General features: G+C 66.0%; 20 protein-coding genes. 18 read left to right on the forward strand and 2 right to left on the reverse strand.

Going from position 1 to position 18114, the window contains the following annotated elements:
* Positions 1-7: 7 nt before the first annotated feature.
* From QQL87_RS10680 to QQL87_RS10715, 8 genes are all read left to right on the forward strand, one after another.
* On the forward strand, positions 8-862 hold the full coding sequence (locus QQL87_RS10680) for a transporter substrate-binding domain-containing protein (RefSeq protein ID WP_284417487.1): 855 nt from the start codon (positions 8-10) through the stop codon (positions 860-862).
* A gap of 132 nt (positions 863-994) precedes the next feature.
* On the forward strand, positions 995-1639 hold the full coding sequence (locus QQL87_RS10685; RefSeq protein WP_284417488.1) for an amino acid ABC transporter permease: 645 nt from the start codon (positions 995-997) through the stop codon (positions 1637-1639).
* Entirely contained in the window at positions 1636-2292 is a 657-nt protein-coding gene (locus tag QQL87_RS10690; protein ID WP_284417489.1) for an amino acid ABC transporter permease, read from the forward strand. Before QQL87_RS10685 ends, QQL87_RS10690 begins: the two co-directional genes overlap by 4 nt.
* Positions 2293-2304: 12 nt before the next feature.
* A complete protein-coding gene (locus tag QQL87_RS10695; RefSeq protein ID WP_284417490.1) occupies positions 2305-3072 on the forward strand; it encodes an amino acid ABC transporter ATP-binding protein in 768 nt (255 codons plus the stop codon).
* Positions 3073-3099: 27 nt separating this feature from the next.
* Positions 3100-3492 carry a RidA family protein gene (locus tag QQL87_RS10700; RefSeq protein WP_284417491.1) on the forward strand — a complete coding sequence of 131 codons (393 nt, stop codon included), beginning with the start codon at positions 3100-3102 and terminating at the stop codon, positions 3490-3492.
* A gap of 11 nt (positions 3493-3503) precedes the next feature.
* The gene (locus tag QQL87_RS10705) at positions 3504-4106 is read left to right on the forward strand and encodes a DUF1989 domain-containing protein (protein ID WP_284417492.1); all 603 of its coding nucleotides are present in this window, start codon (positions 3504-3506) and stop codon (positions 4104-4106) included.
* A complete protein-coding gene (locus QQL87_RS10710) occupies positions 4103-4912 on the forward strand; it encodes an urea amidolyase associated protein UAAP1 (protein ID WP_284417493.1) in 810 nt (269 codons plus the stop codon). The genes QQL87_RS10705 and QQL87_RS10710 overlap by 4 nt, the downstream gene beginning before the upstream one ends.
* A 12-nt stretch (positions 4913-4924) precedes the next feature.
* Positions 4925-5566 carry an urea amidolyase associated protein UAAP2 gene (locus QQL87_RS10715; protein WP_284417494.1) on the forward strand — a complete coding sequence of 214 codons (642 nt, stop codon included), beginning with the start codon at positions 4925-4927 and terminating at the stop codon, positions 5564-5566.
* A gap of 28 nt (positions 5567-5594) precedes the next feature.
* On the opposite strand, the gene QQL87_RS10720 is transcribed toward QQL87_RS10715, so the two are convergent.
* Positions 5595-6995, reverse strand: a complete 1401-nt coding sequence (locus QQL87_RS10720; RefSeq protein WP_284417496.1) for an amidase — start codon at positions 6993-6995, stop codon at positions 5595-5597.
* A 460-nt stretch (positions 6996-7455) separates the two neighbouring features.
* Entirely contained in the window at positions 7456-7830 is a 375-nt protein-coding gene (locus tag QQL87_RS10725) for a hypothetical protein (protein WP_284417497.1), read from the reverse strand.
* A 421-nt stretch (positions 7831-8251) separates the two neighbouring features.
* On the opposite strand from QQL87_RS10725, the gene QQL87_RS10730 reads away from it, so the two are divergent.
* From QQL87_RS10730 to QQL87_RS10775, 10 genes are all read left to right on the forward strand, one after another.
* The gene (locus tag QQL87_RS10730) at positions 8252-8824 is read left to right on the forward strand and encodes a cupin domain-containing protein (RefSeq protein ID WP_284417498.1); all 573 of its coding nucleotides are present in this window, start codon (positions 8252-8254) and stop codon (positions 8822-8824) included.
* 312 nt (positions 8825-9136) lie between these two features.
* Positions 9137-10153 (forward strand): ABC transporter permease, encoded by a 1017-nt coding sequence (locus tag QQL87_RS10735; protein ID WP_284417608.1) that lies wholly within the window; start codon positions 9137-9139, stop codon positions 10151-10153.
* Between the two features lie 3 nt (positions 10154-10156).
* Complete coding sequence (locus tag QQL87_RS10740; protein WP_284417499.1) at positions 10157-11008, forward strand: ABC transporter permease; 852 nt, start codon at positions 10157-10159, stop codon at positions 11006-11008.
* Entirely contained in the window at positions 11008-11970 is a 963-nt protein-coding gene (locus QQL87_RS10745) for an ABC transporter ATP-binding protein (RefSeq protein ID WP_284417500.1), read from the forward strand. The genes QQL87_RS10740 and QQL87_RS10745 overlap by 1 nt, the downstream gene beginning before the upstream one ends.
* Positions 11967-12959, forward strand: a complete 993-nt coding sequence (locus QQL87_RS10750; RefSeq protein WP_284417501.1) for an ABC transporter ATP-binding protein — start codon at positions 11967-11969, stop codon at positions 12957-12959. The genes QQL87_RS10745 and QQL87_RS10750 overlap by 4 nt, the downstream gene beginning before the upstream one ends.
* Entirely contained in the window at positions 12949-14403 is a 1455-nt protein-coding gene (locus QQL87_RS10755) for an amidase (RefSeq protein WP_284417503.1), read from the forward strand. The genes QQL87_RS10750 and QQL87_RS10755 overlap by 11 nt, the downstream gene beginning before the upstream one ends.
* Positions 14404-14450: 47 nt before the next feature.
* Entirely contained in the window at positions 14451-16064 is a 1614-nt protein-coding gene (locus tag QQL87_RS10760) for an ABC transporter substrate-binding protein (protein WP_284417505.1), read from the forward strand.
* A gap of 64 nt (positions 16065-16128) precedes the next feature.
* Positions 16129-17328 (forward strand): amidase, encoded by a 1200-nt coding sequence (locus QQL87_RS10765; protein WP_284417506.1) that lies wholly within the window; start codon positions 16129-16131, stop codon positions 17326-17328.
* Entirely contained in the window at positions 17325-17816 is a 492-nt protein-coding gene (locus tag QQL87_RS10770) for a GlcG/HbpS family heme-binding protein (RefSeq protein ID WP_284417507.1), read from the forward strand. The genes QQL87_RS10765 and QQL87_RS10770 overlap by 4 nt, the downstream gene beginning before the upstream one ends.
* Positions 17817-17851: 35 nt before the next feature.
* On the forward strand, positions 17852-18082 hold the full coding sequence (locus tag QQL87_RS10775) for a hypothetical protein (protein ID WP_284417509.1): 231 nt from the start codon (positions 17852-17854) through the stop codon (positions 18080-18082).
* The last annotated feature ends 32 nt before the right edge of the window (positions 18083-18114 follow it).

The following is an 18114-nucleotide window of genomic DNA, read 5'->3' on the forward strand; positions in this document are numbered from 1 at the left end:
ATGCGAGATGACCAAGCCATCGTTTCCCCGCCTGTCGGCGCCGTCGCGGCGCCTCGCACTTGCGGTGCTGGCCGCCACGCTGACGCTGCCTGCCGCGTTTAACGCCAAGGCCGGCAGCCTCGACGAGATCAAGAAGCGCGGGCTGATCGTCGCCACCGAGGACGATTTTCGTCCCTTCGAGTTCGTCAAGGACGGCAAGCCGACCGGCTTCGACAACGAGCTGATCGAGGATCTGCGCAAATATGCGCCGTTCGAGATCAAGCAGCAGATCCTGCCATGGACGGGCATCCTGGCCGGCGTCTCCACCGGCAAATACGATGTCGCCATCACCGCGGCGATCATCACCAAGGAGCGCAAGAAGTCGCTCGACTTCACCAGCCCGATCGCCGACGCGACGCACTATTACGTCAAGCGCAAGGATGACAAGAGCATCAACGCCATCAAGGATCTCAGCGGCAAGGTCGTCGGCGTCCAGGCCGGCAGTGCGCTGCTTGGCCGTCTGCCCGAGCTCCAGGCCATGCTGGAGAAGGAGGGTGGCAAGCTCGGCAAGGTGGTCGAATACACCTCCTATCCCGAGGCCTATCAGGATCTCGCGCTCGGCCGTGTCGACTACGTCGTCAACACCATCATCAACATCAAGGCGCTGGTCGCCGAGAAGCCGAACGTGTTTGCTGTCGGCCAGCCCGTGTCCGGCAAGTCGTATCCGGCCTGGGCGGTCGCCAAGGGCAACACCGAGCTGGTGGAGTTCCTGAACGGCTTCATCGCCAAGGAGAAGGAGACCGGCCGGTTCGCCGAGTTGCAGAAGAAGTGGTTCGGCGAAGCCTTCCCGGACCTGCCGGTCACGTTCGAGCCGGAATTCTGATCCCGCGAGCGAGGTGCAATTGATGTGCGGGTGGCGATCGCTGCGCGCCGGTCCCTTTGATGGTCCGTCGACCGTCGAGGGGACGCGGCTGGCTGCGGTGCGCCGGCCGCACAATGCCATGGATGGACGGCGATGAGCGCGGCGGACGTGCTCGCCATCCTGCAGGGCGCCGTCGTCACGGTGACGCTGTCTTTGGTAGGCATCCTGATCGGACTGCCGATCGGCCTTGGCTTGGCGCTGCTTCGCTGGGCCAACATTCCGTTTATCGCCCGCGCCGTCGCCATCTATGTCTCGGTGCTGCGCGCGACTCCGCTCGTGACCCTGTTGCTGCTGCTGTTCTTCGCGTTGCCCAATATCGGGGTCGCGATCGGCCCGGTGTCGGCGGCGATCCTGGCGCTCGTGATGAACACCTCGGCATTCAATTGCGAGGTCTGGCGCGCCGCGCTGATGAACTTCCCGAAGGAGCAGTACGAGGCTGCGCAGTCCGTCGGCATGCATGCGAGCCTGCGCTTCCGCCGTATCGTGCTGCCGCAGATCGTGCGGGTCAGCCTTCCCGGCCTCGTCAACGAGATGTCGCTGCTGATCAAGGTGACGCCGGTGCTGGCGGTGGTCGGCGTCGTCGACATCACCCGCGCCGCGGTGCGCATCGGCGCCGAGACCTACGAGCCGCTGCCGCCGTTCCTGGTGGCGATCGCGATGTATGCGCCGATCGTGTTCGCGCTGGTCTCGCTGCAGCGCTTCATCGAGCGGCGCCAGCTCGCAGCCGAGGCCGCATGATCCGGGATTTCGCCATTGTCTGGAGCGAGCGGGATCTGCTGCTGAGCGGGCTCGGCAACACTACGATCCTCTCGGTGCTGTCGGCCATTGCAGGCCTCGTGATCGCCTTCGTGCTGACGCCTGCTTTGATGTCGAAGCGGCGCGGGCTGGCGCTCACGGTGCGCGTGTTCGTCGACGGCATGCGCTGCGTGCCGTTCCTGCTGTTCGCCTACATCGTCTATTACGGCCTGCCGTCGTTCGGCATCCGGCTCGACAATTGGAGCTCGGGGCTGGTGGCGCTGACGGTCTATCACGCCGCCTATCTCGCCGAGATCCTGCGCGGCGCCTGGGCGGCGCAGCCGCGCGAGCCGATCGAGGCAGGTGTCGCCTTCGGCTTCTCAGGGCCGCGATTGTTCCGGCGCATCATCCTGCCGCCGCTGTTGCTCGCCGCGGGGCCTGTCATCGGCAACCAGATGATCCAGATCGTCAAGGACAGCGCCTTCCTCACCATCATCGCGCTGCCCGAGCTGACGCATGCCGCAAGCTCGATCCAGTCGCGTCATTATGTGCCGTTCGCCGCCTTCATCACCGCCGTGGTCCTCTATTGGGGGCTGTGCCTCGTGATCGAGGCGGGTGTCAGCGGCATCGACCGGCTGGCGGCGGCGCGGCGCTGAAGGGAGCCAGGGATGACCGACGATATGGCCGTGCTCGACGTCGCCGGCATCTCCAAGCGCTTCGGCGCGCTCGAGGTGCTCTCCGACATCAGCTTCACGGTCACGCGCGGCGAGACGGTCTGCGTGCTGGGCCCGTCCGGCTCCGGCAAGTCGACCTTGCTCCGCTGCATCAACTGGCTGGAGCGGCCTGATGCCGGCCAGATCTATCTCAATGGCGAGCGTATCGGCATCAACAATGGCGGCGTCGTGATGTCCGACCGCGAGCTGTCACGGGTCCGCACGCGCATCGGCATGGTGTTCCAGCATTTCGCGCTGTGGCCGCATCTGACCGTGCTGCAGAATCTCATGGAGGCGCCGGTGCAGGTGCAGAAGCGCCCCGTGGCCGAGGTGCGCGAGGAGGCGATGGCGCTGCTCGCCAAGGTCGGGCTCTCCGACAAGGCCGATGCGTTCCCGGCGCGGCTGTCCGGCGGACAGAAGCAGCGGGTCGGCATCGCGCGCGCGCTGGCGATGCGGCCGGACGTGCTGCTGTTCGACGAACCGACCAGCGCGCTCGATCCGGAGCTCGTCGGCGAGGTGCTGGTGGTGATGCGCGAGCTCGCTCGCGAGGGCCGCACCATGGTGATCGTGACCCATGAGATGGGCTTTGCGCGCGACGCCGCCACCCGGATCCTGTTTCTCGATCGCGGCCGCGTCGTCGAGACCGGGCCGCCGGAGCGCTTCTTCGTCAACCCGGACACCGAGCGCGCGCGGCAGTTTATCCAGCGCTACGCCGCCGGCTGAAATAGAAACAACGCGAGGGAACACGCCATGGATCCGATCTATCATCTGCTCCCGGATGCGCCGAAGCCGGTCACACCCTACAGCCACGCGGTGCAGGCCGGCCCGTTCCTGTTCGTCACCGGCCAGCTCGCGACCGATCCCGATGACGACGCGCTGCCGCTTCCCGACGGCATCGAGGCGCAGACGCGCAAGGTGATGGACAACCTCGCGCGCGTGCTGAAGGGCTGCGGCATGAGCTTCGCGAACATGGTGTTCGCCCGCATCTACCTGACCGATTTCAAGCGCGACTACGCCGCCATGAACGCGATCTTCTCCAGCCATTTCGACGATGCGCGTAGGCCCGGCCGGACCACGATCGGGGTCTGCGATCTGGCGCGCGGCGGCATCGTCGAGATCGACCTGGTCGCCTACAAGCCCTGAGGGAGAGTGCAATGGAGCGAATCGAGATTCCCGCGCGGCGCGGCAAGGCGGCGTTCGTGGCGGCCGGCCAGGTCGTCACCGTGATCAACACCCATGGCGAGCAGGTCGTCGACACCTGGGCCTTTAGCCGCGCCGACCTTTCCGAGTTCATGTCGAACGAGCACACGCGGGCGCATTCGCTGCATCTGGTGCCGCGGCCTGGCGACGTGCTCCGGACCAACAGGCGCCGGCCGATCCTGACCTTGGTCGAGGATACCTCGGGCGGCATTCACGACACCCTGATCGCCGCCTGCGACCGCTACCGCTACGCGTTTCTCGGGCACGAGGGTCATCACGACAATTGCACCGACAATCTGTTTGCCGGCATGGCCGAGCTCGGCCTGACGCCGCCGGAGGTGCCGAGTCCGCTCAATCTGTTCATGAACATTCCGTGGGACGCCCACGGCACGCTCGGCTTTGCCGCACCGCCGCGCCCCGTTCCCGGCGGCCATGTGCGCTTGCGTGCGGAGATGGATTTGGTGATTGCGTTCTCCGCCTGTCCGCAGGACATCCTGCCGATCAACGGCAAGGCCGGGAAGCCGGTCGAGGCGCATTTTACGGTGACATCAGCATGAGCGGAGGAAGCAAGGCCGAGCGGGCCGCCGCCAACCGCCGCCGCTACGAGGAACTGCGTGCAGCCGGGCAGGAGCTCAAGCGGTTGCCAGCAGCGACAGCGCTCGACGGCGTGCCGATCTCGTCCGACGGGATCATCCAGGCTGAGCAGGTGCCGCCCGGCTGGCACACGACGGTCCGGCTGTCGCGCGGCGAGGCGCTGCGCATCATCGATGACCACGGCCGCTCGAGCGTGTCGCTGCTGGCGTGGCGGACCGAGGATCCGACCGAGCGCCTCAACTGCGCCGACACAGTGAAGGTGCAATGGAGCGCGGCGCTGTCGAAAGGCCGCATGATCCTGTCGGACATGGGACGTGTGCTGCTGTCGGTGATCGAGGATACGTCGGGCGCGCATGATCTTCTGGTCGGCGGCTCGACCGCGGACTCAGCACTTGCGGCCTATGGCGAGATGACGCGCAACACGCAGGCGAATTTCATCTCGGCCGCCGCCAAGATCGGACTCGGCCTGCGCGACATCCCGCCCTGTGTGACGTTCTTTGCGCCAGTGACGACGGATGCGGCGGGCCGCTTCGTCTGGCATCCTTCGCGCAAGCGGCCCGGCGACTTCGTTGATCTGCGCGCCGAGATGAACCTGATCGTCGCGGTCTCCAACTGCGCCCATCCGCTCGATCCGGCGCGGCCGGCCGCGACCGCATCGGTCACGCTGATACGCCACCGGTTGCCGCCGCCCGCAGCGGACGACGTCTGCCGCACGGCATCGCCGGAGGCGCTGCGCGCCTACGCCTTCACCGATCAACTGTTCGCCTGAGGGAGCGTGATCATGTCATCGACCGATCCCGGCTCTCTCGTCTACGCCTTGGACATTCCCGCCGAGCAGCCCTGGTCCAGGGTGCTGAAGAAGGGCCAGACGCTCCGCATCATCGATAGCGAGGGCGAGCAGGCGGTGGACGCGCTGATCTATGTCGCCGCCGACACCGCCGAGCGCTACAGCGCGCAGGACACGCTGCGCGTTCAGGGCTCCGCCTATCTCGAACTGGGCACGCGGCTGATCTCCAACCGCGGCCGGGTGATGGCAAAGATCACCGCCGACACCTGCGGCCGCCACGACACGTCCGCGGGCTGCTGTTCCTGTGAGAGCAACGCCGTGCGCTTCGGCGAGGCGACACGGTACCAGCATGCCTGCCGGGAGAATTTCATCCTGGAGCTGTCGCGGCATGGCCTGACCAAACGCGACATCGTCTCCAACCTGAACTTCTTCATGAACGTGCCGATCGAGGCGACCGGCAATTTCACCGTGCTGGATGGTCCCTCAGTGCCCGGCAACTATGTCGACGTCACCGCCGAGCTGGACGTGCTGTTCGTGATCTCGAACTGCCCTCAGGTCAACAACCCCTGCAACGGCTTCGATCCGACGCCGATCCGCGTCGAGATCAGGGAGGCGCCCGCGGCTGAGAGGTCCTAACTCTGCCTGTGGGCGATCGCTGTTTGTATCAGATCCCAGGGTGACGTTTGTGCCAGTCGGTGACGCGCTGAAACGCATCGCCGGCGCGGACTAGGCTCGCCTCGTCGAAATGACGGCCGACGAACTGGAATCCCACCGGACCGCCATTCGCCGCAAAGCCGCCGGGCAAGGTCACGGTCGGACTTCCCGTCATGTCGAACGGGCATGTGAAGCGAAGCAGGCCACCGATCAGCGACGCGTCCTCGCCGAGTGTCGCCATCTTGGCGAGGCTCGGCGCAGCGAAGGCCTGCGCCGGAACCGCCAGCAGATCGATCGACTCGAACAACACGCGGACGGCGCCGCGAAACGCCTCGCGCCGAAGCACGATCTTCTGATAGTCCATGCCGGATTGTTGCCGGCCGAGATCCAGCAGGCCCGCGAGCCCGGGACCGTACTCGTCCTTGCGCGCCGGATAGGTGTCCTCGTGCGCGACCGCGACCTCGATACCGCAAAGCGGGAACCAGTCGTCGATGGCGGCCTGCGGATTGGGGAAGTTGATCTCCTTGATCTCAGCGCCGAGATCGACCGCCACGCGCAAACCCTCGGCCAGCACCTTGGCTGCATCGCCGTCGGTGCCTTCGCTCGTCCAGCGTCGGTCGACGCCGATCGTCACGCCCCGGAGGTCGCCGGAGAGGCCAGCGAGATAATCCGGCACCGGCAGCGGAACCGACGTCATGTCCTTGGGATCATGGCCTGCAATGACGCCGAGGATGGCGCCGCAATCGGCCGCGCTTCGCGCCATCGGGCCAATGTGATCCAGCGTCGCGGCGAGTTCGTACGCGCCGTACCGGCTGACACGTCCCCAGGTCGGCTTGAGCCCGGTGACACCATTGGCCGCAGACGGAAAGCGGATCGAGCCGCCGGTGTCCGTGCCGAGCGAGCCGTAGCAGAGGCCGGCTGCGGTGGCGACACCGGACCCGCTCGAGGATGCGCCAGGCCAGAGATCGGCGTTCCAGGGATTCTTCGGCGGATCGATCTTCGGATGATGATCGGCGTAAGCGCCCTCGGTCTGCTGCAGCTTGCCGAGGATGATAGCGCCGGCCTCCTTGAGCCGCGCGACCACCGTGCCATCCTCCGTCGGACGGAAGTCACGATGAATGGTCATGCCATGCGCCGCCGGCGCACCCTTGGCCCAGCACAGATCCTTCACCGCCACCGGCACGCCGTGCAGCGGCCCCCTGATCTTGCCGGAGGCAATCTCTGTCTCAGCCGCCGCAGCCTCGGCAAGCGCGGAGTCGGCCATCACATAGGCAAAGCTCTTGAGCTTGCCGTCGAGCTGCTCGATCCGTCCGAGCATGGCCTTGGTCACCTCGACCGGCGACAACTCCTTCGCCTGGATCTTCCGCCCGATATCGACGAGTCCGAGATAGTGGAGATCTGTTGCTGCCATCGTTCTTCATCCTCTCTCTCGATATGATGCACGCTCGCACTCGGAGATGCGCCGCGGTTCTGGCGAGGCGGACGCATCGGACGTTTCTTGACGGCAAGTCTTTTACGGCAAACGAAAAAGCCACCCGTACCTCCCGAATGAGGCAACGAATGGCTCACATGCCGCGTCTATGATTTGTCGTCGAGGGTCCGTCGTCGAACGAGGCACTTGGTGCAAAGAGCTGGACGACGTCGGCCAGATCAGCGCACGCCAAGTTCGACAGGATACCTATCGGGGGAAGTTAGATAACTCCGCCTCGCATTGTCAACGATCGAATCCCATCTGCCGCGGCTCTGCGCGAGGGCAGCGATGTCGCGCCGCCCGCGAGCGATCTGATCATCCTTGCTTCGAGATACGCAGGATCGGCGGCGGTCGGCCTAGGAGGTACGACCGCCGCGCCGAAGTTTCGGTCAGAACGAGCTCAGCGGCAGTTCCAGGTCGTGCCCTGGGCGCAGACCGCATTCGGGCTGTCGCCGCCATAGACCCGATAGGGGTATTCGCCCTTGCGGTGATTGCCATAGGCATTCGGGTTCGGGCCGTAATAGGACGGCGCCGCGTAGTAGGCCGGGCCGCCATAGACCGGACCATCATATTGGTCGTAGGCGTCGCGGCTCTCGGCGATCGCAAGACCGGTGCCGACGGCACCGGCCGCGATCGCTGCGCCGGCCGCAGCGCCGCCGCCGTGCCAGCGGCCATTTCGCGCGTCGGCACTGGTCGGGCTCAAGGCGCCGATCGCGAGTGTGGTCAATGAAGCGATGACGGCCGTGCGGCCGAGCAGTGCAGATTTGGTCGACATGTCAGGCCTCCAGTGAAGGATGCCGTGATCGGCGGATAAGTCTGGTGTTCGCGGTCTGCCAAGAGCTGTCGACGACTGTCAGAACCGAAAGACACCATGCGGATGAGAAGTGTCAGCTCGGGACCTGACCTCGCGCGCGCGGCGCCAGCGGTGCCACGCGGGCCAATCCTCCGAACGAAAACTTCAACTTGCCTTTCGGGTTCCGGCTTAGCGAACACGCGTGCTTTGCTTCACACGGACCCCGGATATCAGCCGATACTTCGGGGGGGGGGGGGCGGCGGTGCCGCCTGGGCTCGCGGCCTGGCTCAACGCGGCAGCCCGATGGGATACCCTTGATTACCTTTAGGCCCGCACAACATGCTGGTAAATCACGTGATTATTATGCATAGATCGGCCAGCTGAAATCGCTGGAACCTGTCGCGTGAGTTCGGAAAGCACATTGGATATTGGACCCCGCCTTCGGCGCGCCCGGCTGGCCAAGGGGATGCGGATGCGTGACCTCGCGCACGTCGTCGGCTGCGATGAAAGCATGATCTCCAAGATCGAGGCCGGCAAGGTCATGCCGTCGCTGCCGATGCTCGACAAGATGGTCCACGCGCTCGACCGCGACATGGCCTCGTTCTTCGGCCTGAGGGTCGATGACTACAAGCTGGTGCAGAAGCCCGAGGACCGGATGAAGGTGCCGGTCGATGCGCTGCGCGGCGGCAAGGGCGTCATTTACGAGCGCCTGGTGCCGGTGGCCGCAGGGAATCTGCTCGAGGCGAACATTCACGTCGTCGCTCCCGGCGGTGAGAAGGTCGATCTCATCACTCATCAGGGTGAGGCTGTCGGCTATCTCGTGTCCGGAACCATCGAGCTCACCATCGACGACACGACTTATCTGATGACCGCCGGCGACTCATTCTTCTTCAAGGCCTATCTGACCAACAGTTATCGCAACGTCGGACCGGACGAGGCGCGCATCGTCTGGGTCAACACGCCGCAGGTCCACTAGGCCACGTGCAGGCATTGCGGCCGTCTCGCTGATGTCCGCGCGGCTGCATGAATTTCATGCATGTGGCGAGAACGGAAGCAGACAGCGTGAGGCTCACTGAGTTCCGCAGTTCTTTACGAAGCAGAATGAGCGCGGTTTTCTCCCCTCCTGCATTTCAAGAGGCCGGTGCGACGGTGGCATAGCGTTTGCTTGAATTCGACAGGATTGTGATGCATGCCAATTGCCCCTGGCTGCGTCCGACTGTCGATGGGGCCTCACCCGTTGAGGCGCGCGGCGCAAGCCGTCGCCGCGGCGACGATGGCAGGCGAACCGCTGATGGCTTTCGTTTGGAAACGACTGCTCGGCACCATCCCGAGCCTGGTGGGCGTCGTCGTTCTCACCTTCTTCATCTCGCGTGCGCTGCCGGGAGATCCCGCGGCCTTCTTCGCCGGGCCAGCCGCGAATGCCGCGTCGATCGCCAGCATCCGCGCCACGCTTGGTCTCGACCGTCCGCTGCCGGTGCAGTTCGTGAGCTACATCGTCGATCTCGCGCAGGGCAATCTCGGCCGCTCGCTCACGACCGGGCAGCCGGTCCTGACCGATCTGCTCGAACGGCTTCCCGCATCGCTGGAATTGTCATCCTTCGCGTTGCTGTTCGCGATCGGCATCGCGATTCCGATGGGGGTCTGGGCGGCGACGCGCATCAATGGCGGGGTCGATCATGCCTGCCGCGCGCTGGTCACCGTCGGCGCCGCCTTTCCGACCTTCTTCGTCGGCCTGCTGTTCGTCTATTTGTTCTACTTCCTGCTCGGCTGGGCGCCGCAGCCGCTCGGCCGTCTCGACGAGATCGCCTTCTCGCCGCCGCCCCGCGTCACCGGGGCCTACACCATCGACGCCGTCATCGCCGGCGACTGGCCGGTGCTCCGCGCGGCCCTGGCCCAGCTGATCCTGCCCGCGATCTCGCTCGGACTGTTCGCGCTGGCGCCGATCGCGCGGATCACGCGGGCCGCGATGCTGGAGGCGCTGAGCAGCGATTTCATCCGCACCGCGCGCGCCAGCGGCCTGCCGGTGCGCAAGATCCTGATGGCCTACGCCTTCCGCAATGTGCTGCTGCCGGTCTCGAGCGTGCTCGGCATGGTGTTCTCGTTCCTGCTCGGGTCCAACGTGCTGATCGAGCAGGTGTTCGGCTGGCAGGGCGTCGGCGCCTATGCGGTGGCCGCGGTCATCGCCTCCGACTACGCGGCGGTCCAGGGCTTCGTGCTGATGATGGCCTTGCTCTATGTCCTGTTGAATCTCCTGGTCGACGTGTTCGCGACGCTGGTCGATCCCCGCGTGCGGTTCGAGGGCTGAGTCATGAGTCTGGTCACGCTCGCCCGCAACACCGGCTATGCGTTCGGCGAAAATCGCGTCACGCTGGTGGCCGCAATCATCCTGGCGCTGCTGACGCTGTTCGCGATCTTAGGTCCGTCGATCGCGCCCTACGATCCGCTGCTCACCTCGGCGACGACAAAGCTCGCCCGTCCGAGCCTCGCGCATCCGTTCGGCACCGATGCGCTGGGACGCGACATCCTGAGCCGGGTCATCGTGGCGACGCGCCTCGATCTCGGCATGGCCGTCTCGGCGGTGGCGCTGTCGTTCGTGTTAGGTCTCGCGCTCGGTGCGCTCGCCGGCTATTTCGGCGGCTGGACCGACCGCATCATAGGCCGTGCCATGGACACCATCATGGCGTTCCCGCTGTTCGTGCTCGCGATGGGCATCGTGGTGGCGCTCGGCAACAGCGTCGCCAACATCATCATCGCCACCGTGATCATCAACCTGCCGTTCTACTGCCGCTTCGCCCGCGCGGAGGTGAACGTGCGGCGCGAGCTCGGCTATGTCGAGGCGGCGCGCATGGGCGGCAACGGCCCGCTGCGCGTCCTGATCAACCACATCGTCCCGAACATCCTGCCGCCGATGATGGTGCAGGCCTCGCTCAACATGGGATGGGCGATCCTCAATGCCGCCGGTCTCTCTTTCATCGGGCTCGGTGTCCGGCCGCCGACACCCGAATGGGGCATCATGGTCTCGGAAGGCGCGAGCTACATCATTTCCGGCGAGTGGTGGGCCTTCATGTTCCCGGGCGCCGCCCTGGTGCTTGCGGTGTTCTCCTTCAACATGCTGGGCGATGGACTACGCGATCTGCTCGATCCGAGGAAGCGCGTGTGATGGCGCAGCTCCAGATCGACGATCTCTCGGTGGAATTCCGCACCCGGCATGGCGTGGTGCGGGCTCTGGATGGCGTCAGCCTGTCGGTCTCCCGCGGCGAGATCGTTGGCGTGGTCGGCGAAAGCGGTTCGGGAAAATCCGTCACCGCCTACACGGTGATGGGCCTCAACGATGCGGCCGCGAGGATCACCAAGGGCGCGATCACGATGGGCGGCATCGATCTCTTGGCAGCGCGGCCGGAGGCGATGCGCGAGCTGCGCGGACGCGAGATGGCGATGATCTTCCAGAGCCCGCGCACCGCGCTCAACCCGATCCGCAAGGTCGGCAAGCAGATCGAGGATGTGCTGCAGGAGCATGCCGCGCTGCCGCGGCGCGACCTCAAGGCCGCGGCGATTGCCGCGCTGGCGCGCGTGCGCATCCCCGATGCCGAGCGCCGCGCGGAGGCCTATCCGTTCGAGCTCTCGGGCGGCATGTGCCAGCGCGTGATGATCGCGATGGCGCTGGCCTGCACGCCGTCCGTGCTGATCGCGGACGAGCCGACGACGGGGCTCGATGTGACGACCCAGGCCGTCATCATGGATCTGATCCGTGAGATGAGCCGCGCGACGCAAATGTCGACCCTGCTGATCACCCACGATCTCGGCCTCGCCGGCGAATATTGCGACCGGATCGCCGTGATGCATGCCGGGCACATCGTCGAGATCGCGCCGACCGAGGAACTGCTGGAGCGTCCGGCGCATCCCTACACGCGCCGGCTGCTGGCGGCGACGCCGGTGCCGGACTCGCGCCTCGACGATCTCAATGCCATTCCCGGCCATCTGCCCGATCTGCGCGGCGCATTGCCGCCGTGCCGCTTCAGCGGACGCTGCGAGCTGAGGCAGCCCATCTGCGACGAGGCGGAGCTGCCCTGGACTGAGTTGTCGCCCCAGCACCTCGTGCGTTGCCGGTTTCCGCTGTCATGACGGCGTTGCTCGAGGTCAGGTCGCTGTCCAAGTTCTACCCGATCAAGCGAGCGGGGAAGGGGGCGAAGCTCCACGCAGTGGATGACGTGAGCCTGACGATATCAGCCGGCGAAAGCGTCGGCCTCGTCGGCGAGTCCGGCTGCGGCAAGTCCACGATGGTCCGTCTGCTGGGCCGGCTGATCGATCCCACGACCGGCCAGGTTCTGATGGAGGGCGAGGATCTCACTGCAATCACGCAGGCGAAGTTCGCTTCCTCTCCGCATCGGCGGCGCATCCAGGTCGTGTTCCAGGATGCGACCGAGAGCCTCAATCCCTCCTTCCGCGCGTTTCAGGCGATCGCCGATCCCTTGAAGCGGCTGCTCGGCCTCAGCGACAGCGCCGAGATCGCACGCCGCGTTCACGCCACCGCCGCCCTGGTCGGGCTGCCGGACGAACTGCTGCAGCGCTACCCGCATCAGCTCTCGGGCGGCCAGCGCGCCCGCGTCGGCATCGCGCGCGCGGTCGCGGTCGAGCCCTCGCTGCTGATCCTGGACGAGCCGACCTCGGCGCTCGACGTCTCGGTGCAGGCCGTGATCCTGCGGCTGCTCGCCGACCTGCGCGCCCGGCTGTCGATGAGCTATCTGTTCGTGTCGCACGATCTCAACGTCGTCAGGCTGCTCTGCTCGCGCGTCGTCGTGATGTATCTCGGCAAGATCGTCGAGATCGCGCCGGCGGAGGCGCTGTTCACCGCGCCGCGTCATCCCTACACGCAGGCCTTGGTGGCCGCGATTCCGGATCCGGCGCGCCGCGGCGAAGCACGTCCCCGGCTCGACGGCAGCCCGTCCAGCCCGATCAATCCCGATCCCAATGCCTGCCGCTTCTACGGACGCTGTCCCAAGGGCGCCGACCTCTGCGCCAATTCCATGCCGCCGCTGCGCGCGATGGGGCCCGATCATTTCGCCGCCTGCCACTTCGCTGTTTCACCCGCTGGAGGGACCGATGAGCGCTGACAACGAGATCTGCCGCATGGACGCCGTCACCGTGGCAACGAAGGTCAAGGACAAGACCCTTTCGGCCGCGGAGGTCACCGAGGCGGTTCTGCGCCGCATGGACAAGCTCGAGCCGCACATCCATGCCTTCTGCACGCCGACCCCCGACGTTGCGCGCGCTGCGGCCGCTGCCGTCGACGCCAAGATCGCGGCGGGCGAGGATCCAGGCCTGCTCGCGGGCGTGCCGATCGGCATCAAGGATCTGGTCGCCACCAAGGACATTCTTACCGTGATGGGCTCGCCGCTCTATCGCGACTTCGTGCCGGACGAGGACGACATCGTGGTCGAGCGCCTGAAGGCGGCCGGCGCCGTCATCATCGGCAAGACCAACGTGCCGGAGTTCGGCTACAGCGGCGTCGGCCACAACCCGGTGTTTCCAGCGACACGCAATCCCTGGAATCTCGACATGACCTCGGGCGGATCGAGCGCCGGCTCCGGCGCCTCGGTCGCGTCCGGCGTCGCGCCGTTCGCGATCGGCTCCGATGGCGGCGGATCGATCCGCATTCCGTCGGCGCTGTGCGGGCTCTACGGCATCAAGGCCTCGATGGGCCGCGTGCCGCTCTATCCTGGCTGCCGCGACGAGCGCTATCCCGGCGTCTCGAGCTGGGAGTCGCTCGAACATGTCGGCCCGATGAGCCGCACCGTCGCCGACTCCGCGCTGATGCTCAAGGCGATCACCGGACCAGATCCGCGCGATCGCTACTCGATCCCTGCGGCCGACTTCGACTATGTCGAGGCGACGAAGGAGAGCATCAAGGGCCTGCGCATCGCCTACAGCGAGGACTGGGGCTATGCGCCGGTCGATCCCGAAGTGCGGCGCGTCGTCTCCGAGGCGGTGCGTGTGTTCGAAACCGATCTCGGCTGTACGGTCGAGCGCGCCCATCCCGGATGGGACGATCCGTTCCCGCATTTCTGGACCATCGTTGCCGGCGACACCGATCTCACCGGTCTGCGCCGCATGATGAAGGGGCGCGAGAAGGAGATGTCGCCGCATCTCGTCGCGCTGCTGCAGCGGCAATGGACGGCGGAGGAATTCACCGACGCCAAGATGATCCGCCAGATGGTCTGCAACCGCATGTGGCGGTTCATGGCCAACTACGACCTGCTGATCACGCCGACGCTCGCGGTGCCGGCCTTCCCGCTCTACATGCAGGGGCCCGAGATCATCGAGGACAAGATGGTCACGACCGGCGACTGGCTGTGCTTCACCTTCATCTGCAATCTGACCGGCCAGCCCGCGGCGACCATTCCCGCTGGATTCACCAAGACGGGTCTTCCTGTCGGGATGCAGATCATCGGCCGCCATCTGGCGGACCGTACCGTGCTCGCCGCCTCCGGCGCCTTCGAACAAGCGCGTCCGTGGGCTCCCCAATGGCCGAAACTGTTGAGCGAGCTCGGCCTCTGACGCTGCCTCCAACCACCCACCTGAAACATCCAGAAAGGACGCACGATATGAAGCTCTATCGCAGTCTCGTTGCAGCGGCGTTGCTCACAGCGTCCGCTGTGCTGCCCGGCGCCGTCGCGCATGCGGCCGAAATTGCCAAGGACACATTGGTGATCGTGTCCGAGATGGGTCCCAACGGTCTCGACACGATGGTGCCGACCGCCAATGATCACAGCCGCATGGTGGTGTGGCAGGCCTATGACCGGCTCGTCAGCCACGGTGAGAAGACGCTGGCGGACGGCACGGTGTCCTACGACGCCAAGATCATGACGCCGGAGCTGGCCGAAAGCTGGGAGGCCAGCGAGGACGGCAAGACCTACATCTTCCATCTGCGCAAGGATGCGACGTTCCACGACGGCACCCCGGTCACCGCCAAGGACGTCAAATGGTCGTTCGACCGCGCCATCGCCGCCGGCGGCTTTCCGGCAGTGCAGATGGCCGCGGGATCGCTGGTCAAGCCCGAACAGTTCACGGTGGTCGACGATCACACCTTCAAGGCGACGTTCGATCAGTTCAACAAGCTGACGATGCCTGACCTCGTCGTGCCGGTGCCCGTCATCGTCAACTCCGAACTGGCCAAGAAGCATGCGACGGCGCAGGACCCGTGGGCGTTCGACTGGGTGTCGCGCAACGATTGCGGCGGCGGCGCCTACAAGGTGGAGTCCTGGTCGCCGGGACAGCAGACCGTGTTCACGCGGTTCGACGCCTGGAAGTCAGGTCCGCTGCCCAAGCTCAAGCGCGTCGTCTACAGGCAGATCGCCTCGGCCGGCACGCGCCGCGCGCTGCTGGAGAAGGGCGACGTCGACATGTCGGTCGGCCTGCCGCCGAAGGACTATGCCGAGCTGGCAGAGCAGGGCAAGGTCACGATCATCGGCGTGCCCGTGCAGAACGACCTCGTGTTCGTCGACATGAACGTCAAGATCGCCCCGTTCGACAATCCGAAGGTGCGTGAGGCGATCTCCTACGCCATTCCCTACAAGGAGATCGTCAGCTCCGCGCTCTACAACCGCGCCAAGCCGATGTTCGACGGCGATCCGGCCAAGCCCTATCCCGATGCGACCTGGCCGGTCCCGATCAAGCATGGCCAGGATCTCGCGAAGGCCAAGCAGCTGCTCACCGAGGCCGGTTTCCCCAATGGCTTCAAGACCACGCTGTCGATCGATCTCAGCGAGTCCACCGTACGTGAGCCGGCCGCGATCCTGATCCAGGAGGCGCTGAAGTCGATCGGCGTCGAACTCACGATCGAGAAGGTTCCCGGCTCGAACTGGTTCGCCCAGATGGCCAGCAAGACGATGCCGATGGTCATCGCCGAGTTCTATGGCTGGCTCGACTACCCCGACTACTTCTTCTTCTGGACGTTCCATGGCGGCAACAACTCAGTGTTCAACACCGCCAACTACGTCAATCCCAGCCTCGACAAGGTGATCGACGAGGCCCGCTTCACCCGGGATCCCGAGATCTACAAGACCAGCCTGAACAAGATGGTCGACATCGTCATGACTGATCTGCCGCGCATCCCGCTCTACACCCGCTTTGCCGACTATGCGGTGCAGAAGAACGTCAAGGGCTTCGAATACTGGTTCCATACGCATCCGGACTTCCGCAAGCTCTACAAGGAGTGACGCGGGGTGAGAGACGGCAGGCGCGCTCGGGTCGGGCGCGCCTGCACTTCATCGGGGACAGGCCGTGCAGGATACTCTCGGGGCTTTCATTCCTGGCGCCATCCTTCGGCGGGCGCCACACCGGTCCGGCCCGCTGTCGGGCCTGACCTTTGCGGTCAAGGACCTGTTCGATGTCGCGGGCGAGGTCACCGGTTGCGGCAATCCCGACTGGGCCGCCACGCATGATGCCGCGGAGGCGGACGCCTGGGCCGTCGACGCGCTGTTGGGCGCCGGCGCCGCGCTGACCGGCAAGACCATCACGGATGAGATCTCGCTCGGGCTGCTCGGCATCAACAGGTTCGACGGAACGCCGCTCAACCCGCGCGCGCCGGACCGAGTCCCCGGCGGCTCGTCGAGCGGCTCGGCCTCGGCCGTTGCCGGTGGCTTGGTCGATGTCGCCCTGGGGACCGACTCCGGCGGCTCGGTGCGCACGCCCGCGAGCTTCTGCGGGATCTACGGCCTGCGCCCGACGCACGGCCGCATCTCCGTCGCTGGCCTGATGACCCAGGCGCCGTCGTTCGACACGGTCGGCTATTTTACGAGGGACGCGCAGACGTTCGGCCGGGTCGGTGCCGTGCTGCTCGGCGAGCCGATCGCCGACGCCTTGCCCCGTGAGATCGTCATCGCAACTGATTGTTTCGCGGTCGCCGACGCGGCGGTCAGGGACGCGCTGCAACCGGTTGTCGACCGGCTCGGCAATGCCACGGCGACCCATTCGTTGCCTCTGGCTGACGGCGAGCTGCTCGACTGGGCACGGCATCAGCGCGTCCTGCAGAAGAGCGAATTCCACGCCACGTTTCGCGACTGGATCGATTGGGTCAACCCGCGCTTCTCCTCGGAGGTGGCCGGCGCCTTCGCTGACGACGGCCGGATCACGACGGACGAGCTCGCGGCCGCGAGCGCTTTCCGCGCGGCCGTCGCGAAGCGGCTCGACGATCTCCTGGACGGACGGCGCATGCTGTGTCTGCCGACCTCGCCCATTCTGCCGATTGCGCGCAATGCGCGGCTGTCGGAGATCCGCGCGGCCGTGCACCGGATCGTCGATCTCACCTGCATCGCAGGACTGACGGGGCTGCCGCAGGTGAGCCTGCCGGTGGCGACCTCCGGCCCGATTCCGGTCGGGCTGTCTTTGATCGGCTGGCGCGGCGGCGATGCGCCGCTGGTCGCTGCGGCGCGCACGCTGGCGCGGGACTTCTCCATTGGCCTATTTGAGGAGCAACCATGACCGACGTCAAGGACACGAGGACGCTGACGCTTCCGGGCGGGCTCAAGGTGCTGAACGCGGCGATTGCCGAGGCGACGCGCATCGGGCAGCCGATGTGCATTGCCGTGGTCGATAGCGGCGGCAATCTGCTGGCGTTCGGGCGCATGGATGGCGCGAAGGGACTGAGCGTGACCTCGTCCATCAACAAGGCGCGGACCTCGGCCCTGTCGGGGGCGCCGACCGGAGGGGCTCATGCAGACGTGGAAATCCAGGTCACGCTGGCGCATGAGAGCCGCTGGACTAACCTGATCGGCGGTCTGCCGATCTGCGTCGATGGCTTCATCCTCGGCGCGGTGGCGGCGGGCTCCGGGTCTGGTACGCAGGATCTCGCCGTCGCCCGCGCCGGCGCGGCCGCTATCCCCGGTGCCGACATGTACGTCGACTTCAAGCCTATGGGGGCAGAAGATACCGGGGCGATCCGGGGAACGATGCACCAGGGGCAGGTCTGAAGTCGGCGGCTCATGCAGGGCACGGTGGGCAAGCGTTGAATCAGAGTCGCCCCAACATTTGCTTCGGGCAGCTGCGCAGCCTGTATCGCTTCTACGTCGATCCCATCGACGCGCTTCTTGTTGATCAGGTTCAACGGCTTGGTTGTTGCCCGAGCATCGGGGCCGGCGTGTTGGCGCTCCTGGCGCGTCTCGATCTGCTGCTCGCAGCGCGGCTCGCGACGCTGGTCGTGGGCGACGAAACCCCCCGGCGACGAAGCCCTTCGTGAATTGACCGATTTGCTTTGAGCCCGCTCGAGTC

Source organism: Bradyrhizobium sp. SSBR45G, from assembly GCF_030159255.1.
Classification (GTDB): domain Bacteria; phylum Pseudomonadota; class Alphaproteobacteria; order Rhizobiales; family Xanthobacteraceae; genus Bradyrhizobium.

Excerpts from the sequence above, each read along its gene's own strand:
- QQL87_RS10680 (WP_284417487.1), top strand. The coding sequence starts at position 8 with ATGACCAAGCCATCGTTTCCCCGCCTGTCGGCGCCGTCGCGGCGCCTC.
- QQL87_RS10685 (WP_284417488.1), top strand. The coding sequence starts at position 995 with ATGAGCGCGGCGGACGTGCTCGCCATCCTGCAGGGCGCCGTCGTCACG.
- QQL87_RS10690 (WP_284417489.1), top strand. The coding sequence starts at position 1,636 with ATGATCCGGGATTTCGCCATTGTCTGGAGCGAGCGGGATCTGCTGCTG.
- QQL87_RS10695 (WP_284417490.1), top strand. The coding sequence starts at position 2,305 with ATGACCGACGATATGGCCGTGCTCGACGTCGCCGGCATCTCCAAGCGC.
- QQL87_RS10700 (WP_284417491.1), top strand. The coding sequence starts at position 3,100 with ATGGATCCGATCTATCATCTGCTCCCGGATGCGCCGAAGCCGGTCACA.
- QQL87_RS10705 (WP_284417492.1), top strand. The coding sequence starts at position 3,504 with ATGGAGCGAATCGAGATTCCCGCGCGGCGCGGCAAGGCGGCGTTCGTG.
- QQL87_RS10710 (WP_284417493.1), top strand. The coding sequence starts at position 4,103 with ATGAGCGGAGGAAGCAAGGCCGAGCGGGCCGCCGCCAACCGCCGCCGC.
- QQL87_RS10715 (WP_284417494.1), top strand. The coding sequence starts at position 4,925 with ATGTCATCGACCGATCCCGGCTCTCTCGTCTACGCCTTGGACATTCCC.
- QQL87_RS10720 (WP_284417496.1), bottom strand. The coding sequence starts at position 6,995 with ATGGCAGCAACAGATCTCCACTATCTCGGACTCGTCGATATCGGGCGG.
- QQL87_RS10725 (WP_284417497.1), bottom strand. The coding sequence starts at position 7,830 with ATGTCGACCAAATCTGCACTGCTCGGCCGCACGGCCGTCATCGCTTCA.
- QQL87_RS10740 (WP_284417499.1), top strand. The coding sequence starts at position 10,157 with ATGAGTCTGGTCACGCTCGCCCGCAACACCGGCTATGCGTTCGGCGAA.
- QQL87_RS10745 (WP_284417500.1), top strand. The coding sequence starts at position 11,008 with ATGGCGCAGCTCCAGATCGACGATCTCTCGGTGGAATTCCGCACCCGG.
- QQL87_RS10750 (WP_284417501.1), top strand. The coding sequence starts at position 11,967 with ATGACGGCGTTGCTCGAGGTCAGGTCGCTGTCCAAGTTCTACCCGATC.
- QQL87_RS10755 (WP_284417503.1), top strand. The coding sequence starts at position 12,949 with ATGAGCGCTGACAACGAGATCTGCCGCATGGACGCCGTCACCGTGGCA.
- QQL87_RS10760 (WP_284417505.1), top strand. The coding sequence starts at position 14,451 with ATGAAGCTCTATCGCAGTCTCGTTGCAGCGGCGTTGCTCACAGCGTCC.
- QQL87_RS10770 (WP_284417507.1), top strand. The coding sequence starts at position 17,325 with ATGACCGACGTCAAGGACACGAGGACGCTGACGCTTCCGGGCGGGCTC.